We start from the raw sequence: 22,350 nt of genomic DNA on the forward strand, positions 1-22,350 counted from the left end.
TGGCAGGCGCCCCCATGGATACCCCTGACGCTTGCTTCCCCCGAGCACACGACCATGCTATTCAACGCCCATAAAAAAACCATCAGTACCCTGCAAGCCACCCTTGCCCAGCAAGCCAGCCTTCTCGACGCCATCGACCGCTCCATGGCGGTGATTGAATTTGATCTGCAAGGCACAGTCCTGCGGGCCAACGAGAATTTCCTCAAGGCCATGGGCTACACCGCCGACCAAGTCGTGGGCCAGTCCCACCGCCTGTTCTGCACCCCGGCCTTTGCCCGCAGCGCCGAGTACGGCCAACTGTGGACGCAATTGCGCAACGGCCAATTCCAGTCCGGCACCTTTGAGCGCGTGACCAGCGGCGGCCAGCCGATCTGGCTGGAGGCCAGCTACAACCCGGTGCGCGACGAGTCCGGCAGCGTGGTGAAAGTGGTGAAGTACGCCATGGACGTCACCCCGAAAATGCAGGCCGAGAGTGAAGCCAACGCCAAGTTGCAGGCCATCGACCGCGCCATGGCGGTGATCGAGTTCAACCTCGACGGCACCATCATCAGCGCCAACCAGAATTTCCTGCAGCGCATGGGCTACAACCTGGCGCAGGTGCAGGGCAAGCATCACCGCATGTTCTGCACACCGGAGCTGGCCAACAGCAGCGCCTACAGCGATTTCTGGCGACGGCTGAACCAGGGTGAGCTGTTCAACGGCCAATTCGAACGCATCGACAAAAACGGCCAGGTGGTGTGGCTGGAAGCCAACTACAACCCGGTGTACGACGCCAGCGGGCGCCTGTGCAAGGTGGTGAAATACGCCTCCGACGTCACGGCCATGGTGGAGAAACACGCGGCCGACGCGCAAAGCGCCACCCAGGCTTATCACATCTCGCTGCAAACCCGGGACATCGCCGAAAAAGGCGCCGAGGTGATCCAGCAGACCGCCACCGGCATGCGTGAGATTGCCGCCAATATCGACGGTTCTTCCGCGCTGATCGCCAAGCTGGGCGAGCGTTCGCAGCAGATCACCGCCATCGTCAACACCATTCGCGGGATTGCCGACCAGACCAACCTGCTGGCATTGAACGCTGCCATCGAAGCCGCACGCGCCGGCGAACAAGGGCGTGGCTTTGCGGTGGTGGCCGATGAAGTGCGGCAATTGGCGGCGCGCACCAGCGGTTCAACGGCCGAGATTTCGTCGATGATCGAGATGATCCAGACCGAAACCCGCCAGGCCATCGACAGCATGGACGGTACCCGCGACCGCGCCGCCCAGGGCGTGGAGCTGGCCAACCAGGCGGGTACGGTGATCCTGCAGATTCGCGAAGGCGCCAGCGAGGCGGTGCAGGCTGTGAGTGCGTTTGCCAATGAACGGGGCAACAGGTAAGCGACAGGCTTCTTCATGTGCCAGGCCGAGGGCTCGGTCTATAGTGGTGGCTTGTCTTACGCCACGGATTCGAGCCCGCCATGACCCCGGATAAACCTGAAGCCAACGTTGACCACCTGCGCTTTCATCGTAAACACGCCCATCTCGCGCCGACCTTTGGCAACGACACCTTTGCGTTGAAAGCCGAAGCCTTCGCGCGCTTCTTTGGCACCCCGACGTTCCTGGGGGCGCAAACGGCAATCGTGATTCTGTGGGTCGTGCTCAACATGACCGGCATCACGCACTTTGACGTCTACCCGTTCATCCTCTTGAACCTGGCGTTCAGCCTGCAATCGGCCTATGCCGCCCCCTTGATTTTGCTCGCCCAGACCCGCCAGGCCGCACGGGACAAGGCCCAATCCGACGCCGACGCCCAGCACCGCGAAGCCCTGGCCGTGGCCAACACCGAACGCCAGGCCCAGGCCGCGCAGACCACCAAGCAACTGCTGGAACTGTTGGAGCAGAACACCAAGCTCACCGAGATGACCAAACAACTGACCGAACGCATCGAAGGGCTGACCAGCGAAATGCACGACCAATTCGTGCGCAAGACCTGACCCTCCCACGCATCCCGTGTGGGAGCTGGCTCCCACAGTTATCTCACCGGCAAACGCACATGCTGGCCCAACTGATCAAATAACGTCACCACCGAGCGCAAGGCCCGGCAATCGGGGCGCGTCAGCAGCCACAGGGCGGTGTCGTGCCCCACCAGCGGCGGGCTCAACGGTTGCAGGTCCGCGCCCAGCAGGTAATCCGGCAACGCGGCCACGCCCAGTCCCGCGCGCACCAGCTCGGTTACCGAAACCATGCTGTTGCAGCGATAGGCCGGCATCACTCCCGGCAAATGCTGGCGCCGCCAGGTGACGGTGGGGTGATCCGGCAGGAAGTCATCCGGCGCGATCCAGTTCAGGGCCGCCAGTTCCTCCCCCGCATGCTGGCGGGCATAGTCGGCACTGGCGCACACCCGATACGACACCGTGCCCAGGCAACGTCCTACCAGATGCTCGGGCGGTGCCTTGGTCAGGCGCAGGGCGATATCCGCATCGCGGCGGCTGAGGTTGGCGAAGTCATTGGACGTGCTCAGCTCCAGGGTCAACGCCGGGTAGCCCGGCATGAACTGCGCCAGGGCCGGCAGCAACAGTGACTGCAATACCGAGTCCGTGCACGTCAGGCGCACCGTACCGCTGATCACTTCACCGCCCTGCTCCACTCCCACCCGTGCTGCCTCCAGCGCCTGTTCGGCACGTTCGGCCTGCTCGGCGAGGGTGGTGGCCAAGGTGGTGGGCAGGTAGCCGGCGCGGCTCTTTTCGAACAGCGTCTGGCCCAGCGCCGTCTCCAGCCGCCGCACCGCGCGAAACACCGTAGACACGTCCACCCGCAGCAACGCCGCCGCCCGCGCGAGCGTGCCGCCGCGCACCAGGGCGAGGATCAGGGAAAGGTCGGGGTAGTCGATCTGATAGTGCACCGCTGCATTGAACATGTGTGTTAACGCCAATATTGATTGCGTGAGCGCCAATCTATAGTGAGCGCCAGGACTCAACAAGCCACGGATACCCTCGATGAATAAAACCACCCTGCACCTGGCCCTGATCGGCGACTACGATGCACAGGTCACCGCCCACCAGGCCATTCCCCTGGCGTTGCAACAGGCCGGCGCGGCGCTGGGCCTGACGGTGCGGTTCGACTGGCTGGCCACCGACACGATCAAATCCACCGAACAACTGCAGCACTACGACGGCTTCTGGTGCGTCCCCGCCAGCCCCTACCGAGACCTTGACGGCGCGCTGCTGGCCATCCGGTATGCCCGTGAACAAAAGCGCCCGTTCCTCGGCACCTGCGGCGGTTTTCAACACGCGGTGCTGGAATATGCCCGCAACGTGCTGGGCTGGGCCGACGCCGAGCATGGCGAACTGGCCCCCGACTCGCCGCGTGCAGTGCTGACACCGTTGGCCTGCGCGCTGGTGGAAGCGACCGACACCATCCGCTTGATGGCCTATACCCGCATCGCCGAGGCCTACGCCACCCTCGATATCCATGAAGGCTACCGTTGCCGCTATGGCATCAATCCAGCGTTCGAAAGTGCATTGCTGGAAGCCGACCTGATTGCCAGCGGCCATGACTCGGCGGGCGATCTGCGGGCGGTGGAGTTGCTGGGCCATCCGTTTTTTGTCGCCACCCTGTTCCAGCCGGAACGTGCGGCGCTTAAAGGCGTCACCCCGCCGTTGGCCATTGCGCTGCTGAAGGCCTGCGCATGATCGCCAAGACACCCAAACCGCCGTACTACGCCGTGGTGTTCAGTTCATTGCGCACTGAAGGTGACAACGGTTACGGACGAGCCGCCGACCGCATGCTGGAACTGGCCCGGCAACAACCCGGTTTTCTCGGCGTGGAATCGGCGCGCGGGGACGACGGGCTGGGCATCACGGTGTCCTACTGGAGCAGCGAAGCGGAGATCCTGGCCTGGAAGCAGCACGCCGAACACACTGAGGTGCGCGAACAGGGCCGCGCCACCTGGTACTTGGCGTGCCATACACGAGTGTGCAAGGTGGAGCGGTCTTACGCGTTCGAGCGCTGAAACCTCAGCCCGTGTAAAACACTTAATGTGGACAAGGGAGGCTCTGTGGTGAGGGCGCTTGCTGTAGTGAGGGAGCTTGCTGTGGCGAGGGAGCTTGCTCCCGCTGGGCTGCGAAGCGGCCCCAAAATCTTGGGAGCGCTGCGCACTCCAGCGGGAGCAAGCTCCCTCGCCACAGCAAGCTCCCTCACCACAGCAAGCTCCCTGCCACAGCAAACTCCCTCACCACAGCAAGCCCCCTGCCACAGCAAGCTCCCTAGCTACAAAAAGCGCTCCAGCCGCAGGGCTATGCGGCACTCAACTGACCAGACTGCGCACCGCACTGATCTGTGGAATCTCCACCCGACGCATGTACACCCGCAGCGGTTCCGTGATGTTGATGCGATCGTCGATGTTCTGGTCCAGCAACAACTGGATCCGCTCGCGGGACAAGGTCATGGCCTGCCCGTCGACCGGCAGCCAGACAAACTCGGCGGTTGGGATAATGCCGTCATCGGCCACGTCCATGCCGAAGGAGTCTTCGCTGAAACGGACGATGTACTGGCCAGTCTTGCGGTTCAGGCCGACAAAACCCTGGAGTTGGTCGGCGGCCTGGCAGATAAGCTCGGAGGTGATGCGCATGGTAAACCTCACTGAAAAGTCCTACTTGGACTGGAAAGATGGTTTACACGCGTGGCAGGAAAATCTGCCCTCTGATGGGGCAATTCAAGGCAAGAGTACTGCATCGCACCGCACAAAAGTGCAGAAAAATGGCCGGTGAACACGTTAATGTCGGTTTGGTGATAGCGCCATTCGCAAGCAATTGTTAAAAAGGAGCCCTTCTCAAAGTTACCTCCACGAAAGGACTTCGCATATGCCTGTCACGTTTACCAAGAGTGCCCTGCTGCTGGCCCTGATGCTGGGCCTTGGCCACGCACAGGCGGCAAGCCCGATCAGCCCTACCGAATTGGCCACCAACGAAGGCATTCCGCACCCCGCCGTGATTGCCCACCGTGGCGCCTCCTTCGATGCACCGGAATCCACCGCCGCCGCCTACAAAGTCGCGCGCGACCTGGGTGCCGACTACCTGGAAATGGACCTGCAGCGCAGCAAGGACGGCGTACTCTTCGCCCTGCATGACAACAACCTGCAACGCACCACCGACGTCGCCACCAAGTTCCCGGAGCGCAAGGACAGCCCGGCCAACGAATTCACCTGGGCCGAGCTTAAAACCCTGGACGCCGGCAGCTGGTTCAACGCCGCCTACCCGGACCGTGCCCGCCCGGGCTTCGTCGGCCTGAAAATCCTCAGCCTGGACGAAATCATCAAGATCGCCGAAGGCAACCCGCAGCACAAACCCGGCCTGTACATCGAAACCAAGGAGCCGAAGCAATTCCCGGGCATCGAGGCCGACCTGAAGAACAAACTGCTGGATAAAGGCTGGTTGAGTTCCACCGGCTCCAACCAGGCCCAGAAAAACATCGGCGTCGGCCAGGGCAAGGGCCGCGTGGTGCTGCAAACCTTTGAGAAAGACAGCCTGAAAGAACTGCAAAAAGAGATGCCCAACACCCCGAAAATCCTGCTGTTGTGGGTAGGTGAAGGCAGCATCGAACCGAAATCCAAGGTGCCCTTCGCCGAGTCCGGCGAGCCGAGCAAAGCCGCCTACTACGCCAAGCAGGAGCCGAAGGACGCCGCCGAGTTCGAAAAATGGATCGACGAGGCCAAGAGCCTGGGCGCCATCGGTACCGGCCCTTCGGCACAACTGACCAACCTGGGCGACCAGAGCTACTCCGACCTGGTCAAACCCGAGATGAACCAGTTGACCCACGACAAGGGCTTGCTGGTGCACGTGTACACCGTGGATGAGCCGGTGGACTTCGACAAGGTCATGAAAGCCGGCGTCGATGGCATCTTCACCAACCGCGCTGCCGAACTGCTGAAGTACTACAAGCGCTGGCCATCCTCGAGTGTGGCCGACCTGCTGCAGGACAACGGTTACTGAGTGAGCCCCGAATGGTCAGGTCGCCTGTGGCTGGGGCCTGACTACGGGCTGATCCAAAGCATACCGGGGCGCACCGCGCCCCACGCACACTATGCCCATCAGCTGATGTTCTCCGCGGGCGGGCCGGTCACGGCCAGCCTCGATGGCCGTGCCACCACGGCCCATCGCCTGTTTATCCCGTCCAGAATGCCCCACGCCATCCTCCACACCCACGGTGAGGTATTGATGGTGTATGCCGAACCCGGCGCCTTTGATATCGCCCCTTTGCAGGCCGCCCTGGCCGACAGTGAACGGTCCCTGGAAGCACTCGAGCGCACGCTGCGCCAATTGCCGAGACGCGCACTGGAAGATGCCAGGGTGGAGCGCGCGCTGTCGGCGCTGGATCAGCAACTGAGTGGCAAGGTCTCGGCCCAAGCCCTGGCAAAGGCGGCGCACGTTTCGTTAAGCCAGCTGGAACGTTTGTTCGCCAACCAACTGGGTTTGCCCGTGCGTCGCCTGGTGTTGTGGCGGCGCTTGCGAGTGGCGCTGGGACTGGCGCTCGGCGGCAGCACCCTGACCGAGGCTGCACATGGCGCCGGGTTCGCCGATTCGGCGCACTTTTCCCGGACCATGAAGCAACTATTCGGCGTCACGGCCGGGGCGTCGTTGCGCAACCTGCACGTACGAATCCTCGACTAGACGGACTGGAACCGGCGGCTCCTTGCTCAAGCGCACCGTCCTGAACGGATCGCGCAACTGCGCCACATACTCCCGCGGAAAATCCGGCCGGCTGCCAATCCCCAAGTCGCCCTGCCCCATTCGATAGTCATGGCTGTAAAACGCCGTGCCCAACAGCCAATCCCACAGATTGAAAAACAAGCCGAAATTCACATCCCCAGCCCGGCCATATTTCATGTGATGAAAACGATGCACCGGCGCCCAGGCGAACACCCAGCGCAGCGGCCCCAGGCGCATGTCGACATTGGAATGCTGCAACAGCAGCTGCACGGCAATCGCCAGGGCCAGCAGCAGCGCCACCTCCGTGGGAATGCCCAGCAGGACCAACGGCGCCAACCCGGCCGTGGCTTCCAGCATCTGGTGCAACGGATGCTTCATCAAGCCATTGAAGCCATACAGCCGTTGCACGCTGTGGTGCACCGCGTGCAGGCGCCACAAGGCTGCGACTCGGTGGCTGGCGTAATGCATCAAGGTGATGCCCGCATCGGCAATGAAGATCGCCAGCAGCAATTGCGCCCAGAGCGGCCACGCCCGCGGCCATACACCGTCGACGGCCAACAGCGCGGTCAGCACCGGCAAGATCAACAAGCCCACCGCATTGAGGCCCTCATTGACCAACGCGTGAATCAAGTCGCGACGACGATCACCCTGGTTGCGATTCCACTGCGGCTCATAGGGCAACCACCACTCGGCGATAAACGACACCGCCACCGCCAGAACAAATACCAGCCCCAGCCACTGCAGCGCATCCCTCTGCACCAGCCACAGCGCCCACCCGATAAACCCCGCCCAGAACAAGGGCGCATACACCCAGGCCATTAACTGTTTCATCTGTGCCTCCCGTAAGTGAGACGCCAGCATGAAACCCCGCACTCGCCGCCGATTGAACAAACGGCGCAATCTTAAGGGTGAGTTAAGTTGCGCTGGTTAACCTGATCCCACTTAAACAGCTCACCCCAAAGGATCACACCATGAAAAACCTGACCGCTCTGTTCGCTGCTGCCGCCTTGGCCCTTACCGCCGGTTTGGCCCAGGCCGATGTTCGCCCGGACCAGATTCCGAGCCTGCTCAAGTCCGGTGCCGTGATGGATTTTGAAAAGCTCAACGCCAAGGCCGTGGCCCAGCACAAAGGCGCCACCATCGTTGACACCGAACTGGAAGACAAAGCCGGCCGCCTGGTCTACGAGACCGAACTGCGTGACACCAGCAACGTGAAGTGGGACGTGAAGCTGGATGCCAAGACCGGCGAAGTCCTGGAAAACAAGCAAGACACTTGAGTTGAACCGCAAAAACGCCGCGCCGCCTTCGGGCCGCGCGGCTTTTTTATGCGCGCTCGTCGCCCAGAAGAGCAATTAGTCTAATTAGCGTGAACGAATTTGTACCTTACGCCGCCAAGCTCGCTAGAATCCCAACCATCAGCCAAGGCACAACGCCAGCAGCATCAGGACCGGAACCGTTCGCCATGGGGCAAAAAGCCGTCGACATTGCCACCATTGGCAGAATCAGCGCCGTCCCGGCGATTCTCCAGGTAGTCAGCGAGATGACCGGCTTGCGTTTTGCGGCCGTGGCCCGGGTCACCGACGATTCCTGGACCGCCTGCGCCGTGCGCGACCAACTGGACTTTGGCCTGCCCGTGGGTGGCGAGCTGGACCTGACCACCACCCTGTGCCACGAAATACGCGACTCCCACGTCTCGATCGTGATCGACAAAGCCAGCGAAGACCCGCTGTACCGCGACCACCACACGCCGCGCATCTACCACTTTGAAAGCTACATCTCGGTGCCGGTGTTCCGCACCGACGGGCGTTTCTTCGGAACCATCTGTGCCCTGGACCCGAACCCGGCGCAACTGCGCAGCAGCACCATCCAGTCGACCATGGAGTCGTTTGCCCGGGTGCTGTCGCTGCAGATCGAAGCCGAAGAAAGCCTCCAGCAGACCGAAGCCGACCTGCAGCAGGAGCGGGAAACCGCCGAACTGCGCGAACAATTCATCGCCGTGCTCGGCCACGACCTGCGCAACCCGCTGTTCGCCATCAACGTCGGCGCCGAACGCCTGCTGCGCAAACACCCGGACCCGGCCACCGACACCCTGGTGCGGCACATGCTGGCCAGCGGCCGCCGCGCCTCGCAACTGGTGGAGGACGTACTGGACTTTGCCCGCGGGCGAATGGGCAGCGGCATCCCGGTCAACATCAGTGAATGCACTGGGCTTGAAGACACTTTGCAGCATGTGGTGGAAGAGGTGCAGCACGTCCATCCAAAGCGGCTGATTCACGCCCGCATCGGCAATCTCAAGGGTGTGAAAGGCGACCGCGAGCGGCTGGCGCAACTGCTCTCCAACCTGGTGGCCAACGCCATCAGCCACGGCAGTCCCGAAGGGCCGGTTGAGGTCAGTGCGCAGGTCAACGCCGGCACGTTTGAGTTAACGGTGAAAAACCTTGGGCTGATCAGTGAGCAAGCCATGCCGCTGCTGTTCCAGCCCTACTCCCGACCGACGGGCGCCTTGCCCCAGGCCGGGCTGGGCCTGGGTTTGTACATCGTCAAACAGATTGCCGACGCCCATGGCGGGCGGCTGGAAGTGTCTTCCAGCGAGCAGGGCGGCACGGTCTTCAGCTTCAGTTTGCCCGCAGGCGATTGACGGCCACCTCAAACCGTCACAAAACCGTCAAATCCTGTTGCCATGATGCGCTCAAGTGAACCTGTGAAATTTCCTACAGGCACTTTCCCTGCGAGCCTCCATGAACCACAGCATCGACCACAGCCACCAGGACTCAGACCTGTTTGGCTTGCTCTACGGTTTTCGTTTCCGCCCCGGTGAAAAGGGCGAACAGATAGATTCAGCCACTGCCCTTGCGGCCTTGCAGCAACCCGGAGACCCCAACGAATTTCTCTGGCTGCATTTGAACCTGGCCCACGCCGCCTGTGAGCGCTGGATGCAGGCGCACCTGAACCTGCCGGAAGAATTCTTCGAAGCCTTGCACGAAGGCTCACGCTCCACCCGCATCGAACACGTGGACTCAGCCTTGCTGGCGGTGGTCAACGACGTGGTCTTCAACTTCAGCAGCATGGTGTCTTCAGACATTTCCACCTTATGGGTGTGCGCCCGCAGTCGGCTGCTGATCAGCGCGCGCCTGCAACCGCTGCATTCGGTGGACAAGCTGCGCTCGTCGGTTAAGGCCGGTGAACACTTTCGCTCGCCGCTGGAACTGCTGGTGCATTTGCTGCGGGACCAGGGCGAGGTGCTGACACAGATCGTGCGCAAGACCAGCCTCAGCGTCGACCAGATCGAGGACCAGTTGCTGTCGTCACGCCTGTCCACCAACCGCGCCGAATTGGGTGCCGCGCGCCGGGTGCTGGTGCGCCTGCAACGGCTGCTGGCGCTGGAGCCCGGCTCGTTGCTGCGGCTGCTCAATCGTCCGCCCCAGTGGCTGCAGAAGGAAGACGTGAAAGAGCTGCGCAAATCCACCGAGGAGTTTGCGCTGATCATCAACGACCTGATGGCGTTGGGTGAGCGGATCAAGCTGCTGCAGGAAGAGATCGCCGCCAACCTCAACGAACAGAGCAACCGCACGTTGTTCACCCTGACCGTGGTCACGGTGCTGGCGTTGCCGATCAACATCATTGCCGGTTTTTTTGGCATGAACGTTGGTGGCGTGCCGCTCTCCACAGACCCGGAAGGCTTCTGGATTCTGGTGGCGCTGGTGGCGACATTCACCCTGATTGCCGGACGCTGGGCGTTTCGCAAGCGCAAGGATTATTGAATTTGAAATGCGATCAAGTGTGGGAGCTGGCTTGCCTGCGATAGCGGTGGTGACTGATACACCGCTATCGCAGGCAAGCCAGCTCCCACATTTTATCGGCGGTGTTTTATAGACCGGCGGCAACTTCAATTCCCTAAACACTGATTTACCGCAGCATCTCTGTAACATTCTGCAACGATCATGACGGATATCCTCCCTCAACACTGGATGTTCCGGCATGGCAACCCCTTCGCTGACCGCCTCCACCGCCTCCGTCACCAACGATCCCAAACCGCGCCTGGACAAAAAACCGGGCCTGGTGACGGTGATCATTTTCTTCGCCGTACTCGCCATGGGCCTGTTGTTCACCGCCTACAGCCTGATGCACGACATGCACGAGCTGGGCACGGTGGTCACCACCTGGACGCCGTTCCTGCTGCTGGGCGTGGCGCTGTTGATCGCCCTGGGCTTCGAGTTCGTCAACGGCTTCCACGACACCGCCAACGCGGTGGCCACGGTGATTTACACCAACTCATTGCCACCGCATTTCGCGGTGGTGTGGTCGGGCTTTTTCAACTTCCTCGGCGTGCTGCTATCCAGCGGCGCGGTGGCGTTCGGCATCATCGCCCTGCTGCCGGTAGAGCTGATTTTGCAGGTCGGCTCCTCCGCCGGCTTTGCGATGATCTTCGCGCTGTTGATCGCCGCGATCCTGTGGAACCTCGGCACCTGGTGGCTGGGGTTGCCGGCGTCGTCGTCCCACACCTTGATCGGCTCGATCATCGGCGTGGGCGTGGCCAACGCACTGATGCATGGCCGCGACGGCACCAGCGGTGTGGACTGGGGCCAGGCGATCAAGATCGGTTATGCGCTGCTGCTGTCGCCGCTGATCGGCTTCGCCTTCGCTGCCCTGCTGTTGCTGGCGCTGCGGGCCTTCGTGAAAAATCGCTCGCTGTACAAAGCGCCGAAAGGCGATACCCCGCCGCCGTGGTGGATTCGCGGCATGCTGATCGCCACCTGCACCGGTGTGTCGTTTGCCCATGGTTCCAACGATGGCCAGAAGGGCATGGGCCTGATCATGTTGATCCTGGTGGGCACCCTGCCGATGGCCTACGCGTTGAACCGCACCATGCCGGCCGGTGAGTCGTTGCAGTTTGCCGCGGTGGCCGAAGTCACCCAGGCAGCCCTGGTAAAAGCGGCGCCGCAACTGGCCCCCGCCGACTCTCGCGGCACCTTGTCGACCTACGTACGCACCAAGGAAGCCACCCCGGAACTGGTGCCCGCCCTGGCCGCCATCACCGGGCATATCGGTGAGGAAGTGAAGAGCTACGGCTCCCTCGCCGCCGTTCCGGCCGAGGCCGTGGGCAACGTGCGTAACGACATGTACCTGACCAGCGAAACCATCCGCCTGATGGACAAGGGCAAGGTCGGCAACTTCGATGCCGACACCCAGAACAAGCTGCAACTGTTCAAGCAACAGATCGACAACGCCACACGGTTTATCCCGCTGTGGGTCAAGATCGCCGTGGCCATCGCCCTCGGGCTCGGCACCATGGTCGGCTGGAAACGTATCGTGGTGACCGTGGGCGAGAAGATCGGCAAGACCCACCTGACCTACGCCCAGGGCGCATCCGCCGAGATGGTGGCAATGCTGACCATCGGCGCGGCGGACATGTATGGCTTGCCGGTGTCCACCACCCATGTGTTGTCGTCGGGTGTGGCCGGGACCATGGTGGCGAACGGCGGTGGCTTGCAGATGAAGACCATCCGCAACTTGCTGATGGCCTGGGTGCTGACCTTGCCGGCGGCGATTCTGTTGTCGGGTAGCCTGTACTGGCTATTCACCCAATTGTTCTGACACAACCCGATAAAAATGTGGGAGCGGGCTTGCTCGCGAATGCGGTGGCTCAGTCACAGACTTATTGACTGACACTCCGCTTTCGCGAGCAAGCCCGCTCCCACATTGGGTTCAGTGGTGAGTTCAGGTGCTAAACAACCCGCCCATCAGCTTCAACCGCTTCTTGTACACCCGCCGCGCCTCCAACGCTTCCTCCAGCGTCACCGACACAAACCCCGCCCGCTGGTTCGGTTGCATCTGCCCGATCAGATCCAGGTCGGCACTGATCACCGTGCCAATCATCGCGTAGCCCCCGCCCGACACCGCGTCCCGGTGCAGCACGATCGGCTCCAGACCCGCCGGCACCTGGATCGAACCGATGGGGTAGCAACTGTCGACGATGTTCGACGGATCGGACCCGGCGCCAAACGGCTGTTCCCGTGGCTGAAAGCTCAAGGCATTGCCGCCCTTGAAGCGATAGCCGATGCGGTCGGCCTCCGACCCTACCGTCCAGGGCTCGGCAAAAAAGCTGCTCTTGGCGGCGGGCGTCAGGCGCTCGTAGTACAGCCCCGGCACCACCCGCAGGGTCACGTCCCCACCCACCGATTGGCGCAACGCCATGGGCAAACTGTTCCCCGCCCGGCCTTTGCCGCTGGGCTCGCCCACGGGCAGTTCATCACCCTCCACCAGCCGCCGCCCCTGAAACCCGCCCAATGCGCCGAGGGTGTAAGTCGAGCGACTGCCCAACACCAGTGGCACATCGATGCCACCGGCCACCGCCAGGTAAGTCCGCGCGCCGGCCCTGGGAAATTCAAAGCGCAGCACTTGCCCGGCCCGCACTTCAAACGCGGTGTCCTGATGCACCACCACGCCGTCCAGGCGCGGCGACATCAGCGCCCCGCACAACGCCACCAACGCATCCTGCTGAAACTCCAGCTCCGGCCCGATCAACGTGCATTCCAGCCCGGCAGCGCCGATGGGGTTGCCCACCAGGTGGTTGGCCGCGCTCAACGCGTATTGGTCCAGGGCGCCGGATGGCGGGATGCCGAGGTGGTAATAACCTTCGCGGCCAAGATCCTGCACGGAGGTGGCGAGGCCGGGTTTGAGTACCTTGATCATGCCAGCGCCTCCTGCAAGGTTTTCGGGTAGCCGATGGGGTCGGCGAGAAAGGCGTCGAGGGAAAACTCCACCGGGCGGATGCGCAGGTCGAAGCGCCCTGCGTCCACTTCTGCCACGGCCAGGTCATAGGCGTCGCGGTCCATGGGTTTGAACTGCACGATGTCGCCGGGGCGGAAGAACACCATGTGCTCTTTCAGGTAGGCCAACTGCTGTTGCGGGTCGTAGATCGGCGCCGGGGTGACGCCGAACATCTGGTAGCCACCGGCGCCGCGTACCGAATAGATACAGCCGAAGCAGCCGCCGTGGCCGAGGGTCAATTTCGGCGTGTCGGTGCGTGGGCGCAGGTACTTGGGCACCTGCAACTGCCGCTCGCGTTCCACCATCTGGAACATGAACGGCAAGCCCGCCACAAACCCCACCATCGAGACAAACCACGGCGCGCCACTGTGGGCCGCGATAAACGCGTCCACATCCGCCAGGCCGTTGATCCGCGCTGCGTATTCCAGGTCGGTACCGGTCGGGTCCTGATGACGGTCGCGAAAGCGCATCAGGGTTTCATGGGTCCAGGGGTCGTTGTACAGCACCGGGATTTCGATGATGCGGGTGTGCAAGGTGCGTTCGGCCACGGCCTGGGCTTCGGCGCTTTGTACCGCGTCGAGCAGCACGTGGGGCGCGATGCGGTCCGGGTCGAAACGAATCTGGAACGAGGCATTTGCCAGGCAGACGTCCAGCACACCGTCCAGGGCCAGGCGTTCCACCGCGCGGGTGACGGCCATGCCCTTGAAGAAAGCCTCCAGGGACATGCTCTCGCTGACCTCGGCAAACAGGTGTTCATCACCGCCAAAGCTGTAGCGGATCGGGGAAGATTCAGCCATGTCTGTTCCTCTTGGAATCATTGTAGAAAGGCAGGCAAAAAATCAATCAGACCCGGTGTCTGCGCACCGGTGTCGGTCAGCGGGGTGTGCGTACTTCGATGCCCGCCTGATCCAGCGCTTCACGGGTGGCTTCCACCAGTTCAAGGGCGCCGGGGGTGTCGCTGTGCAGGCAAATGGAATCGAATTCGATAAACAGGTCTTCGCCTTCAACCGTGCGCACCAGGCCGGTCTGGCAGGCACGCAGGACACGCGCCGCAACCGTTGCCGGATCCAGCGCCCGCACATTGCGGGTAAACACGATGGAGCCGGTGAGATCGTACTCACGGTCGGCATAAAACTCCCGCACCACCGGCTGGCCGAGTTCCTTGGCGATACGCCAGATCACCGAATTCGGCATGCAATACAGCAGCAGCGTCGGCTCCAGCCGTTGCAGGTTTTCCACGAGCAGCCGCGCCGCTTCTTCATCCCGCGCCAGGTGCATATACAGCGCGCCGTGGGGCTTGATGTGTTGCAGCGTGAGGCCCTGCACCCGGGCGATTTCCCGCAGGGCGCCGAGTTGATAGAGCATGTCGTCCACCAGCTCCTGGGCCGGGGCGTTGATATGGCGTCGGCCGAAACCGACGAGGTCGCGAAAACCCGGGTGCGCGCCAATCGCCACGCCCAACTGCTTGGCGCGTTCGACGGTACGGCGCATGGTGCCCGGGTCGCCGGCGTGAAAGCCGGTGGCGATGTTGGCCGAGCTGATGTAGGCCATCAGTTCGCTGTCGACGCCGTCGCCGATGGTCCAGGGGCCGAAGCCTTCGCCCATGTCCGAATTGAAATCCACTGCCTGCATCGGGGTCGCTCCGTTGAAGTTCTTGCGATGGAAATTAGGCTGCGGCTTGACCCCTTGGGAAGATCTATTATCAGATGGCCCATCTTCTGAAAATCAGATACACGATACTGATCGTTCCCACGCTCCGCGCGGGAATGCCGCCCTGGACGCTCTGCGTCCGCTTTTAAAATCGTGACGCGGAGCGTCACAGGATGCGTTCCCACGCAGAGCGTGGGAACGAGCGGAGAAACCAATGTCCCTGACCCTGCGCCAAATCCGCTACTTCGTCGCCACCGCCGAAATCGGCCAGATCTCCCAGGCGGCGATTCACCTGAACATCTCCCAATCGGCGGTGACCACCGCGATCAAGGAGCTGGAAGCGATGCTCGGCGCGCAGCTATTCGTGCGCTCGGCCCAGGGCATGAGCCTGACCGACGCCGGGCGGCATTTCCTCAACCGGGCGTATGTGATTGTGCGCAGCGTCGACGATGCCCTGAACAGCCCGCTGCCGGACTACCGCGCCAGCGGCGTATTGCGGGTGGCCGCCAGCTACACCGTGCTCGGTTACTTCCTGCCGCACCACTTGCAGCGCATGGAACACTGGCACCCGGACGTGACCATCGAGGTGTTCGAACAGGAACGCCAGGCCATCGAACACGGCCTGCTCAACGGCCAGTTCGACATGGCCGTGGTGCTCACCGCCAACCTCACCCACCCGGACATCGTCTCGGAAATCCTCTTCAACTCCGAACGCCGCCTGTGGCTGCCCAGCCATCACCCGTTGTGCGAACGCCCCGCCGTGAGCCTCGCCGATGTGGCCAGGGAGCCGTACATTTTCCTCACCGTCGACGAAGCCGAACAAAGCGCCATGCGCTACTGGGAACAGGCCGGGCAAACCCCCAAGGTGCGGCTGCGCACCAGTTCGGTGGAGGCAGTGCGCAGCATGGTCGCCAACGGCAGCGGCGTGGCGATCTTGTCAGACCTGGTGCATCGCCCGTGGTCACTGGAAGGCAAACGCATCGAAACCGTGAGCGTCACCGACAAGGTCACGCCCATGAGCGTCGGCCTGGCCTGGCACCGCGAGCGCGATTTCACTCCGGCGATGCAGGCGTTTCGGGATTACTTCCATGATGCATTCCTGGCGCCGCAGCAGTTGTCTGCCCGGCGTTGAAAGCAGCCTGCAAGGTGGCGGCCAGCCAATCCATGAACACCCGCACCCGCAGCGGCAAATGCCGTTGGCCGGCGTACAGCAGGGACACGTCCAGTGCCGGCGCCGGATAGTCCGGCAGCACCGCCACCAACTCGCCGCTGGCCAGTTGATCGTGAATGCCCAGGGCGGGCACCTGGGTCAGGCCAAAGCCACCGATGCACGCCGCCCGGTAAGCGTCGGTGCTGTTGACCGTGACGCGCCCGGCCATGGGAATCCGCTGCACCTTGTTGCCTTGTACGTATTCAAACCCTGGGGAGCGTGAGCCCAGCGGGCGTACGTAATGCACCAGTTGATGGTGAGCCAAATCAGCGAGCGTCCTGGGTACGCCGTAACGCTTCAGGTACGCAGCACTGGCGCAGTTGATCATCGGCATGCTGCACAACAAGCGGGCCACCACCGACTGGTCCGGCTGCGCACCGACGCGCAAGACGCAGTCGAAACCTTCCGCCAGCAAATCAACCTGGCGGTCGGTGCTGCTGATTTCCAGCTCGATCAGCGGGTGCAGGTCCATGAACTCGGGCAGGCGCGGCAGGATCAATTCCCGGGCCATGACATTGGGCATGTCCACCCGAATGCGCCCCGCCAGCTGCGCTTCATCCTGGCGAAACAAGCCTTCCAGCTCTTCCATGTGCGACAGCAAATCCTTGCTGCGCTCATACAGCACGCGCCCGTCCTGGGTCGCTTGGACCTTGCGCGTGGTGCGCTGCAACAGGCGCGCGCCCAGCAACTCTTCCAGCGCCTGCACATGCTCGGAAACCGTGGAGCGCGGCAAGCCCAGGCTCTCGCCCGCCTGGGTGAAACTCGACAGTTCGGCAACGCGCACGAAGGTACGCAGCAACTCTAGTTTGTTCATGGGATTGTTCGCCTTATCCGGCCAGTGATTCCGGCATAGCTCTGTTTATCACGTTATGGCCGGACAAATACACTCAGTCCCACGAACCATCACACGCTCGAGGACTTCACCATGACCCGTAAAATCGCACTCATCACCGGCGCCAGCCGCGGCCTGGGCAAAAGCGCTGCGCTGCACCTGGCGGCACAAGGCGTCGACATTATCGGTACCTACAACAGCGCAGCGGACGAAGCCCAGGCCGTGGTCGCCCAAGTCGAAGCGCTGGGCGGCAAGGCGGCCATGCTGCAACTGGACGTCAGCCAGAGTTCCACCTTCGAGGCGTTCACCGCCCAGGTCGGCTCGGTATTGAAGGACGTGTTCGGCCAGGCGCACTTCAACTTCCTGATCAACAACGCCGGGATCGGCGCCCACGCCAGCTTCGCCGACACCACCGAAGCGCAGTTCGACCAACTGGTGGCGATCCACTTCAAGGGCCCGTTTTTCCTGACCCAGAAACTGCTGCCGCTGATCAGCGACGGTGGCCGCATCATCAATATCTCCAGCGGCCTGGCGCGCTTCAGCCTGCCGGGTTATTCGGCCTATGCCTCGATGAAAGGCGCGGTGGAAGTGCTGACCCGCTACCAGGCCAAGGAACTGGGTGCCCGTGGCATCACCGTCAACACCCTGGCCCCCGGCGCGATCGCCACCGACTTCAGCGGCGGCGTGGTGCGCGACAATCCGGACGTGAACGCGATGGTCGCCAACAACACCGCCCTCGGTCGCGCAGGCTTGCCGGATGATATCGGCGGGGCGATTTCCACCCTGCTGGCCGACGGCAGCAACTGGATCACCGGGCAACGGGTCGAGGCCTCGGGCGGGATGTTTCTGTAACGCGCTCGGATTCTCCGCTAGCATCAATGCTTTCGGATACCTGACAGGCAATCACCCATGAGTTTTGATCCAGGACTGGCCGGTGGCATGGGCGTACTGGCCGCCGTGGTCGACAGCGGCAGTTTCGCCCGCGCCGCCGACAGCCTGGAGATGACGCCTTCGGGGGTCAGCCGGGCCATTTCGCGGCTGGAAAAACGCCTGGGAATCCGCCTGTTCGACCGCACCACCCGCTCGGTGCAATTGACCGACGAGGGCCGGCGTTTCTACCAGGAAATCGCCCCGCTGCTGGCCGGCCTGGAAGAAGCCGCCAGCTCGGCGGCCGACAGCGCCCTGACGGTTCGCGGGCGGTTGCGGGTGAACATCGACCCGTACTTTTCGCGGCTGGTGCTGGGGCCGGTGCTGGGTGAATTCATGAGCCAATACCCGCAGCTGCAGTTGGACCTGCACACGCGGGATCAACTCGGGGACCTGGTGGCGGATGGCTTTGACCTGGCCATCCGTTTTGGCATTCCGCAATCGTCCTCGCTGATCGCCCGCAAGCTGATGGAAGTGCGGGTGCTGACGTTGGCCTCGCCAGCTTATCTCGAGCGGCATGGTCGCCCTTCACACCCCAAGGACCTGGAAGACGGCCAGCACGTGTGCATCGACTTTCGCGACTCCCAGACCGGCCGGCCGTTTGGCTGGGAATTCCACCGGCCGGGCGAGCAGGTCAACATCGCCACCAGCGGGCGGCTGGTGGTCAACGATGCCGGGACCTTGTACAGCGTGTGCGAACACGGCCATGCAGTGGCGCAAATGCTCGACCTTGGGCTGGCACCGGCGCTGGAATCCGGCGCGTTGATCGAGTTGTTTCCCGACTGGCCCGACGAGCGCTTCCCGTTGTATGCCTTCTACCCGTCGCGGCACTTGCCAGCGGCCAAGGTGCGGGCGTTCCTCGATTTTGTGGCCGCCCTACAACCCCTGTAGGAGCTGGCTTGCCGGCGATGACGTATCCAAAATCGCCATCGCCGGCAAGCCGGACTCCTACGCGGTGCGCATCCGTTTCTGCATGCTCCGCTCCCGCACCGCGTCATACCCCCAGTGATACACATAGGTGTACGGCAGGAAAAACAGCAACACGCCGATGTCGAGGATAAACGCCTGCATCAGGCTGATGTTCAGCCACCAGGCAATCAGCGGCACACAGATCGCCACCAGGCCGCCTTCAAACATCAACGCATGCAGCACGCGGGTCCACACCCCGCCGGACAGTTGCAGGCGCGCCTTGAGACGGTCGAACAGGCCGTTGAAAATCACGTTCCAGGCCAGCGCCATAAGGCTGATGGCCAAGGTCACCATGCCCATCTCCAGGGCCGGTTTATCCATGATCCACGCCAGCAGCGGTGTACAGATCAACAAGGCCAAACCTTCAAAACCAATGGCCTGCCAAACGCGTTCAGTAATCGACTTGGTGGGTGTCATGACCCGTTCTCCGTGAGTGACGATGGTTGCCATCATTACCCTTTGACTCGATACTTCATAACCAGTAACCATCGATCAAGGCGATAGTCATGGCATCCCACGAAGTGCTTCAGGCGTTTGTGCAGGCGGCGACCCACGGTTCGTTTTCAGCGGCGGCGCGCAAGCTGGGCAAGAGCCAGTCCACCGTCAGCGCGGCGGTGGCCAGCCTGGAGATTGACCTGGATGTGGTGCTGTTTGATCGCAGCAGCCGCAAGCCGACGCTGACCCCGGCCGGGCATGTGCTGCTGCAACGCGCCGAGCAGGTGCTGGAAGCCAGCAGCCGCCTGGAGCTGGCGGCCAGCCAGTTATCCCAGGGGTTGGAGCCGAAGTTGAGTATCGCGATGTCCGATACGTACCAGTCGGACCGTTTCGAAACCGCCCTCAGCGCCTTCGAGCAGCGCTACCCGGACCTGGAACTGGAATGCCTGATCGCCGAATGCGAGGACTTGATCGCCCTGGTGCAAAGTGGCCGGGCGCAGATTGCGTTTATCGAGATGCAGGAGGTTTACCCGCCGGACCTCACCAGCACCACCGTGGAAGAGCGCACGGAAATCGCGCTGTTTGTCTCACCCAGACATCCGCTGGCGAACCTTGCGGACATCGACCAGCAAACCCTGGAACAACACCGCGAACTGCGCCTGGCGAGCATCATCAACCCGAATGAAACCCGCGGCCTGGGCCGAGTGTGGTCAGCGCCCAGTTACCTGATGCTGATGGAAATGGCGCAGCTGGGTTTTGGCTGGGCACCTCTGCCGCGCTGGCTGGTGGAGCGGTTCGGCGGCGACCACCTGTGTGAAATCAAGGCCCGGGGCTGGCCGCGCTCGGTGGCGGTGGACGCGTTGTGGTCACGCCAGCATCCGCCCGGCCCGGCCGGCAGTTGGTTGCTGGGCAAGATGCTGGAATAACGGCGGAACACACTATTCGCAACAATGAAGATCAAATGTGGGAGCTGGCTTGCCTGCGATAGCGGTGTCAATCACCACCGCTATCGCAGGCAAGCCAGCTCCTACATTGAATTTGCGGTGAATTCAAAGGCGCCGTCAGGCCGCTTCAATCTGCGGCGGGCGGTTGTTCTGGAAATACTCATGCAAGGCCCGCAACGCCGGCAACTCCAGGGCCTGGGCGGCAAAGCACAACCCCACCCGGCGCGTCGGTGCCGGCAGGTGCCAAGGGCGAATCACCACCCCGGCCCGCTCCGTCGCCAGCGACTGCGGCAACATCGCCACGCCGACACCGGCCGCCACCATGTGCAATGCCTGGGTCAACGAACCGGCATGCCCGGCCACCGCCTGGGGCGAGCGGCCGTACAAGGCCATCAGCCGTTGGTGGGAATCATGCTGCGGGCAGGTGATCCAGTCTTCGATCGGCGCCCAGGCCTGCTCCTTGCCGCCCGCCGCCATCGGGTGCGCAATCGGCAGTGCCATCACGTAGGACTCTTCCCAAAGCGGCAGGAATAATTCGTCCTCGCAGCACATTTCCTCTACCGCCAGGCGCCCTTCTCCTTCGCAGCCTTCCTGCAAGGTCAGCAGCAAACCCGGCAGGCCCTGGTGCGCCATGCGCAGGAAGGTTTCGATCTGGCTGTCGGCAATATCGCCTTCCACACCCAGTTCCAGGGCGATGCGGTTTTCGCGCCCGCGAAACAAGCGGCTCAACGCATCGGCCTCGGCCACCATGCGCCGGGCTTGCGGGTACAGCACCCGCGCCTCGTCACTGACCTCGACCCCACGAGGCTGGCGCAGAAACAGCGCCACGCCCAGTTCTTCTTCCAGTTGCTTGATGGTCACCGACAACGTCGGCTGGCTGATGAACAGGCGCTGGGCGGCGGCGGTGATATTGCGTTCCTCGAATACCGCGAGAAACGCCTTGAGATGACGCACATCCATAGTTAATACCGATGACAGACAGAGGAATAAGGCATTTTTCAGCCAGCCGAGGGCTAAATATACTGCGCTCCACGTTCAGTTATTTGTTTTTCTTATTTCAGGAGTTCCACCATGAGCAAGCCATTGATCATCATCACCGGTGCCAGTTCGGGCATTGGCGAAGCGACTGCGCGCTTGCTGTCGGCCGCCGGCCACCCGCTGTTGCTGCTGGCCCGCCGCATCGACCGGCTGAATGCGCTGGAGTTGCCGAACACCTTGAGTCGCGGTGTCGACATCACCGATCGCGCTGCGCTGGTGGCAGCGGTGAAAGAAGCCGAAGCGCAATTCGGCCCGGCCGATGCACTCATCAACAATGCCGGCGTGATGCTGCTGGGCGCGGTCAGCGAACAGGACCCGGCACAGTGGGAGCAGATGCTCGACGTCAACGTAAAGGGCCTGCTGAACGGCATCCATGCGGTGGCCGGCAGCATGGTCGAGCGCAAGGGTGGCACCATCATCAACGTCAGCTCGGTGGCCGGGCGCAAGACCTTCCCCAACCACGTCGCCTATGTAGGCACCAAGTTCGCCGTGCATGGAATTTCGGAAAACCTGCGGGAAGAAATGTCGCCACACAACGTGCGCGTGATCACCATTGCGCCGGGCGCGGTGGAAACCGAACTGCTGAGCCACACCACCGACGAAGCCATCAAGACCGGCTACCAGGCGTGGAAACAGGACATGGGCGGCACCGTGCTGAGCGCCGATGATGTGGCTTCGGCGATTGCCTATGCCTACCAGCAGCCGCAGCATGTGTGCATTCGCGAGATCGTGTTGGCGGCGACGCGTCAGCAGCCGTAACTCATTCATCAAGACAACATCGAACAAATGTGGGAGCGGGCTTGCTCGCGAATGCGGTGGATCAGTCACTGAAATGTTGACTGACACACCGCATTCGCGAGCAAGCCCGCTCCCACATTTGGATCTCCGGCG

Annotated in this window: 24 protein-coding genes; 15 read left to right on the forward strand and 9 right to left on the reverse strand. The window is 62.5% G+C overall.

What is annotated here, in order from left to right; genetic code table 11:
• Positions 1 to 54 precede the first annotated feature (54 nt).
• Both AC3WKX_RS14210 and AC3WKX_RS14215 read left to right on the forward strand, forming a co-directional pair.
• The gene (locus AC3WKX_RS14210) at positions 55 to 1,374 is read left to right on the forward strand and encodes a methyl-accepting chemotaxis protein (protein ID WP_102605200.1); all 1,320 of its coding nucleotides are present in this window, start codon (positions 55 to 57) and stop codon (positions 1,372 to 1,374) included.
• Between the two features lie 80 nt (positions 1,375 to 1,454).
• Complete coding sequence (locus AC3WKX_RS14215; RefSeq protein WP_003211469.1) at positions 1,455 to 1,970, forward strand: DUF1003 domain-containing protein; 516 nt, start codon at positions 1,455 to 1,457, stop codon at positions 1,968 to 1,970.
• A 38-nt stretch (positions 1,971 to 2,008) separates the two neighbouring features.
• Here AC3WKX_RS14215 and AC3WKX_RS14220 read toward each other — a convergent pair whose 3' ends face one another.
• Positions 2,009 to 2,893, reverse strand: a complete 885-nt coding sequence (locus AC3WKX_RS14220) for a LysR family transcriptional regulator (RefSeq protein ID WP_087693145.1) — start codon at positions 2,891 to 2,893, stop codon at positions 2,009 to 2,011.
• A gap of 79 nt (positions 2,894 to 2,972) precedes the next feature.
• Between AC3WKX_RS14220 and AC3WKX_RS14225 the strand changes: the two genes are divergently transcribed.
• Together AC3WKX_RS14225 and AC3WKX_RS14230 are read left to right on the forward strand one after the other, a co-directional pair.
• Complete coding sequence (locus AC3WKX_RS14225) at positions 2,973 to 3,668, forward strand: CTP synthase C-terminal region-related (seleno)protein (protein WP_102605201.1); 696 nt, start codon at positions 2,973 to 2,975, stop codon at positions 3,666 to 3,668.
• On the forward strand, positions 3,665 to 3,988 hold the full coding sequence (locus tag AC3WKX_RS14230; RefSeq protein ID WP_102605202.1) for an antibiotic biosynthesis monooxygenase family protein: 324 nt from the start codon (positions 3,665 to 3,667) through the stop codon (positions 3,986 to 3,988). The genes AC3WKX_RS14225 and AC3WKX_RS14230 overlap by 4 nt, the downstream gene beginning before the upstream one ends.
• A 294-nt stretch (positions 3,989 to 4,282) precedes the next feature.
• Here the strand turns inward: AC3WKX_RS14230 and AC3WKX_RS14235 are convergent, their stop codons facing one another.
• Complete coding sequence (locus tag AC3WKX_RS14235) at positions 4,283 to 4,606, reverse strand: DUF2025 family protein (protein ID WP_008432956.1); 324 nt, start codon at positions 4,604 to 4,606, stop codon at positions 4,283 to 4,285.
• A 232-nt stretch (positions 4,607 to 4,838) separates the two neighbouring features.
• Between AC3WKX_RS14235 and AC3WKX_RS14240 the strand changes: the two genes are divergently transcribed.
• Together AC3WKX_RS14240 and AC3WKX_RS14245 are read left to right on the forward strand one after the other, a co-directional pair.
• Positions 4,839 to 5,966 (forward strand): glycerophosphodiester phosphodiesterase, encoded by a 1,128-nt coding sequence (locus tag AC3WKX_RS14240; RefSeq protein WP_008432958.1) that lies wholly within the window; start codon positions 4,839 to 4,841, stop codon positions 5,964 to 5,966.
• Positions 5,967 to 6,644, forward strand: a complete 678-nt coding sequence (locus AC3WKX_RS14245) for a helix-turn-helix domain-containing protein (RefSeq protein ID WP_102605203.1) — start codon at positions 5,967 to 5,969, stop codon at positions 6,642 to 6,644.
• Here AC3WKX_RS14245 and AC3WKX_RS14250 read toward each other — a convergent pair.
• Positions 6,585 to 7,514 (reverse strand): sterol desaturase family protein, encoded by a 930-nt coding sequence (locus tag AC3WKX_RS14250; RefSeq protein WP_102605204.1) that lies wholly within the window; start codon positions 7,512 to 7,514, stop codon positions 6,585 to 6,587. The genes AC3WKX_RS14245 and AC3WKX_RS14250 overlap by 60 nt on opposite strands.
• Before the next feature lie 140 nt (positions 7,515 to 7,654).
• Between AC3WKX_RS14250 and AC3WKX_RS14255 the strand changes: the two genes are divergently transcribed.
• The 4 genes from AC3WKX_RS14255 (at position 7,655) to AC3WKX_RS14270 (ending at position 12,278) form a co-directional block, all read left to right on the forward strand.
• Positions 7,655 to 7,960 carry a PepSY domain-containing protein gene (locus AC3WKX_RS14255; protein ID WP_102605205.1) on the forward strand — a complete coding sequence of 102 codons (306 nt, stop codon included), beginning with the start codon at positions 7,655 to 7,657 and terminating at the stop codon, positions 7,958 to 7,960.
• 185 nt (positions 7,961 to 8,145) lie between these two features.
• On the forward strand, positions 8,146 to 9,321 hold the full coding sequence (locus AC3WKX_RS14260; RefSeq protein WP_102369740.1) for a GAF domain-containing sensor histidine kinase: 1,176 nt from the start codon (positions 8,146 to 8,148) through the stop codon (positions 9,319 to 9,321).
• 100 nt (positions 9,322 to 9,421) lie between these two features.
• Positions 9,422 to 10,444 (forward strand): transporter, encoded by a 1,023-nt coding sequence (locus AC3WKX_RS14265; protein ID WP_102369741.1) that lies wholly within the window; start codon positions 9,422 to 9,424, stop codon positions 10,442 to 10,444.
• A gap of 217 nt (positions 10,445 to 10,661) precedes the next feature.
• Positions 10,662 to 12,278 (forward strand): inorganic phosphate transporter, encoded by a 1,617-nt coding sequence (locus tag AC3WKX_RS14270; protein ID WP_008432964.1) that lies wholly within the window; start codon positions 10,662 to 10,664, stop codon positions 12,276 to 12,278.
• Between the two features lie 123 nt (positions 12,279 to 12,401).
• On the opposite strand, the gene AC3WKX_RS14275 is transcribed toward AC3WKX_RS14270, so the two are convergent.
• The 3 genes from AC3WKX_RS14275 to AC3WKX_RS14285 all read right to left on the reverse strand — a co-directional run bounded on the left by AC3WKX_RS14275 (position 12,402) and on the right by AC3WKX_RS14285 (position 15,086).
• Positions 12,402 to 13,376: a 5-oxoprolinase subunit C family protein gene (locus tag AC3WKX_RS14275; protein WP_102605206.1), complete on the reverse strand. Its 975-nt coding sequence runs from the start codon at positions 13,374 to 13,376 to the stop codon at positions 12,402 to 12,404.
• Complete coding sequence (locus tag AC3WKX_RS14280) at positions 13,373 to 14,251, reverse strand: 5-oxoprolinase subunit B family protein (RefSeq protein WP_008432967.1); 879 nt, start codon at positions 14,249 to 14,251, stop codon at positions 13,373 to 13,375. The genes AC3WKX_RS14275 and AC3WKX_RS14280 overlap by 4 nt, the downstream gene beginning before the upstream one ends.
• Before the next feature lie 76 nt (positions 14,252 to 14,327).
• Positions 14,328 to 15,086: a 5-oxoprolinase subunit PxpA gene (locus AC3WKX_RS14285; protein ID WP_003211441.1), complete on the reverse strand. Its 759-nt coding sequence runs from the start codon at positions 15,084 to 15,086 to the stop codon at positions 14,328 to 14,330.
• A gap of 232 nt (positions 15,087 to 15,318) precedes the next feature.
• On the opposite strand from AC3WKX_RS14285, the gene AC3WKX_RS14290 reads away from it, so the two are divergent.
• On the forward strand, positions 15,319 to 16,236 hold the full coding sequence (locus AC3WKX_RS14290; RefSeq protein WP_017475938.1) for a LysR family transcriptional regulator: 918 nt from the start codon (positions 15,319 to 15,321) through the stop codon (positions 16,234 to 16,236).
• Here the strand turns inward: AC3WKX_RS14290 and AC3WKX_RS14295 are convergent.
• Positions 16,157 to 17,128: a LysR family transcriptional regulator gene (locus AC3WKX_RS14295; protein WP_102605208.1), complete on the reverse strand. Its 972-nt coding sequence runs from the start codon at positions 17,126 to 17,128 to the stop codon at positions 16,157 to 16,159. The two genes, AC3WKX_RS14290 and AC3WKX_RS14295, sit on opposite strands and share 80 nt — an antisense overlap.
• Before the next feature lie 111 nt (positions 17,129 to 17,239).
• Here AC3WKX_RS14295 and AC3WKX_RS14300 point away from each other — a divergent pair, with 111 nt between their 5' ends.
• Together AC3WKX_RS14300 and AC3WKX_RS14305 are read left to right on the forward strand one after the other, a co-directional pair.
• Entirely contained in the window at positions 17,240 to 17,998 is a 759-nt protein-coding gene (locus AC3WKX_RS14300) for an SDR family NAD(P)-dependent oxidoreductase (protein WP_003211435.1), read from the forward strand.
• Between the two features lie 57 nt (positions 17,999 to 18,055).
• Positions 18,056 to 18,964 carry a LysR family transcriptional regulator gene (locus AC3WKX_RS14305; RefSeq protein WP_102605209.1) on the forward strand — a complete coding sequence of 303 codons (909 nt, stop codon included), beginning with the start codon at positions 18,056 to 18,058 and terminating at the stop codon, positions 18,962 to 18,964.
• 57 nt (positions 18,965 to 19,021) lie between these two features.
• Here the strand turns inward: AC3WKX_RS14305 and AC3WKX_RS14310 are convergent, their stop codons facing one another.
• Positions 19,022 to 19,459, reverse strand: a complete 438-nt coding sequence (locus AC3WKX_RS14310) for a multidrug/biocide efflux PACE transporter (RefSeq protein ID WP_102605210.1) — start codon at positions 19,457 to 19,459, stop codon at positions 19,022 to 19,024.
• Between the two features lie 89 nt (positions 19,460 to 19,548).
• Between AC3WKX_RS14310 and AC3WKX_RS14315 the strand changes: the two genes are divergently transcribed.
• Positions 19,549 to 20,403 (forward strand): LysR family transcriptional regulator, encoded by an 855-nt coding sequence (locus tag AC3WKX_RS14315; RefSeq protein ID WP_087693158.1) that lies wholly within the window; start codon positions 19,549 to 19,551, stop codon positions 20,401 to 20,403.
• Positions 20,404 to 20,538: 135 nt separating this feature from the next.
• Here AC3WKX_RS14315 and AC3WKX_RS14320 read toward each other — a convergent pair whose 3' ends face one another.
• Positions 20,539 to 21,381: a LysR family transcriptional regulator gene (locus tag AC3WKX_RS14320; protein WP_008431643.1), complete on the reverse strand. Its 843-nt coding sequence runs from the start codon at positions 21,379 to 21,381 to the stop codon at positions 20,539 to 20,541.
• A 111-nt stretch (positions 21,382 to 21,492) separates the two neighbouring features.
• Between AC3WKX_RS14320 and AC3WKX_RS14325 the strand changes: the two genes are divergently transcribed.
• Entirely contained in the window at positions 21,493 to 22,218 is a 726-nt protein-coding gene (locus AC3WKX_RS14325; RefSeq protein ID WP_008431641.1) for an SDR family oxidoreductase, read from the forward strand.
• Positions 22,219 to 22,350: the final 132 nt, after the last annotated feature.

This window comes from Pseudomonas sp. GP01-A4, assembly GCF_058780865.1.

What these genes read in the sequence shown, in the direction of transcription:
- AC3WKX_RS14210 (WP_102605200.1), top strand. Translation starts at nt 55, where the DNA reads ATGCTATTCAACGCCCATAAAAAAACCATCAGTACCCTGCAAGCCACC.
- AC3WKX_RS14215 (WP_003211469.1), top strand. Translation starts at nt 1,455, where the DNA reads ATGACCCCGGATAAACCTGAAGCCAACGTTGACCACCTGCGCTTTCAT.
- AC3WKX_RS14220 (WP_087693145.1), bottom strand. Translation starts at nt 2,893, where the DNA reads ATGTTCAATGCAGCGGTGCACTATCAGATCGACTACCCCGACCTTTCC.
- AC3WKX_RS14225 (WP_102605201.1), top strand. Translation starts at nt 2,973, where the DNA reads ATGAATAAAACCACCCTGCACCTGGCCCTGATCGGCGACTACGATGCA.
- AC3WKX_RS14230 (WP_102605202.1), top strand. Translation starts at nt 3,665, where the DNA reads ATGATCGCCAAGACACCCAAACCGCCGTACTACGCCGTGGTGTTCAGT.
- AC3WKX_RS14235 (WP_008432956.1), bottom strand. Translation starts at nt 4,606, where the DNA reads ATGCGCATCACCTCCGAGCTTATCTGCCAGGCCGCCGACCAACTCCAG.
- AC3WKX_RS14240 (WP_008432958.1), top strand. Translation starts at nt 4,839, where the DNA reads ATGCCTGTCACGTTTACCAAGAGTGCCCTGCTGCTGGCCCTGATGCTG.
- AC3WKX_RS14250 (WP_102605204.1), bottom strand. Translation starts at nt 7,514, where the DNA reads ATGAAACAGTTAATGGCCTGGGTGTATGCGCCCTTGTTCTGGGCGGGG.
- AC3WKX_RS14255 (WP_102605205.1), top strand. Translation starts at nt 7,655, where the DNA reads ATGAAAAACCTGACCGCTCTGTTCGCTGCTGCCGCCTTGGCCCTTACC.
- AC3WKX_RS14260 (WP_102369740.1), top strand. Translation starts at nt 8,146, where the DNA reads ATGGGGCAAAAAGCCGTCGACATTGCCACCATTGGCAGAATCAGCGCC.
- AC3WKX_RS14265 (WP_102369741.1), top strand. Translation starts at nt 9,422, where the DNA reads ATGAACCACAGCATCGACCACAGCCACCAGGACTCAGACCTGTTTGGC.
- AC3WKX_RS14270 (WP_008432964.1), top strand. Translation starts at nt 10,662, where the DNA reads ATGGCAACCCCTTCGCTGACCGCCTCCACCGCCTCCGTCACCAACGAT.
- AC3WKX_RS14275 (WP_102605206.1), bottom strand. Translation starts at nt 13,376, where the DNA reads ATGATCAAGGTACTCAAACCCGGCCTCGCCACCTCCGTGCAGGATCTT.
- AC3WKX_RS14280 (WP_008432967.1), bottom strand. Translation starts at nt 14,251, where the DNA reads ATGGCTGAATCTTCCCCGATCCGCTACAGCTTTGGCGGTGATGAACAC.
- AC3WKX_RS14285 (WP_003211441.1), bottom strand. Translation starts at nt 15,086, where the DNA reads ATGCAGGCAGTGGATTTCAATTCGGACATGGGCGAAGGCTTCGGCCCC.
- AC3WKX_RS14290 (WP_017475938.1), top strand. Translation starts at nt 15,319, where the DNA reads ATGTCCCTGACCCTGCGCCAAATCCGCTACTTCGTCGCCACCGCCGAA.
- AC3WKX_RS14295 (WP_102605208.1), bottom strand. Translation starts at nt 17,128, where the DNA reads ATGAACAAACTAGAGTTGCTGCGTACCTTCGTGCGCGTTGCCGAACTG.
- AC3WKX_RS14300 (WP_003211435.1), top strand. Translation starts at nt 17,240, where the DNA reads ATGACCCGTAAAATCGCACTCATCACCGGCGCCAGCCGCGGCCTGGGC.
- AC3WKX_RS14305 (WP_102605209.1), top strand. Translation starts at nt 18,056, where the DNA reads ATGAGTTTTGATCCAGGACTGGCCGGTGGCATGGGCGTACTGGCCGCC.
- AC3WKX_RS14310 (WP_102605210.1), bottom strand. Translation starts at nt 19,459, where the DNA reads ATGACACCCACCAAGTCGATTACTGAACGCGTTTGGCAGGCCATTGGT.
- AC3WKX_RS14315 (WP_087693158.1), top strand. Translation starts at nt 19,549, where the DNA reads ATGGCATCCCACGAAGTGCTTCAGGCGTTTGTGCAGGCGGCGACCCAC.
- AC3WKX_RS14320 (WP_008431643.1), bottom strand. Translation starts at nt 21,381, where the DNA reads ATGGATGTGCGTCATCTCAAGGCGTTTCTCGCGGTATTCGAGGAACGC.
- AC3WKX_RS14325 (WP_008431641.1), top strand. Translation starts at nt 21,493, where the DNA reads ATGAGCAAGCCATTGATCATCATCACCGGTGCCAGTTCGGGCATTGGC.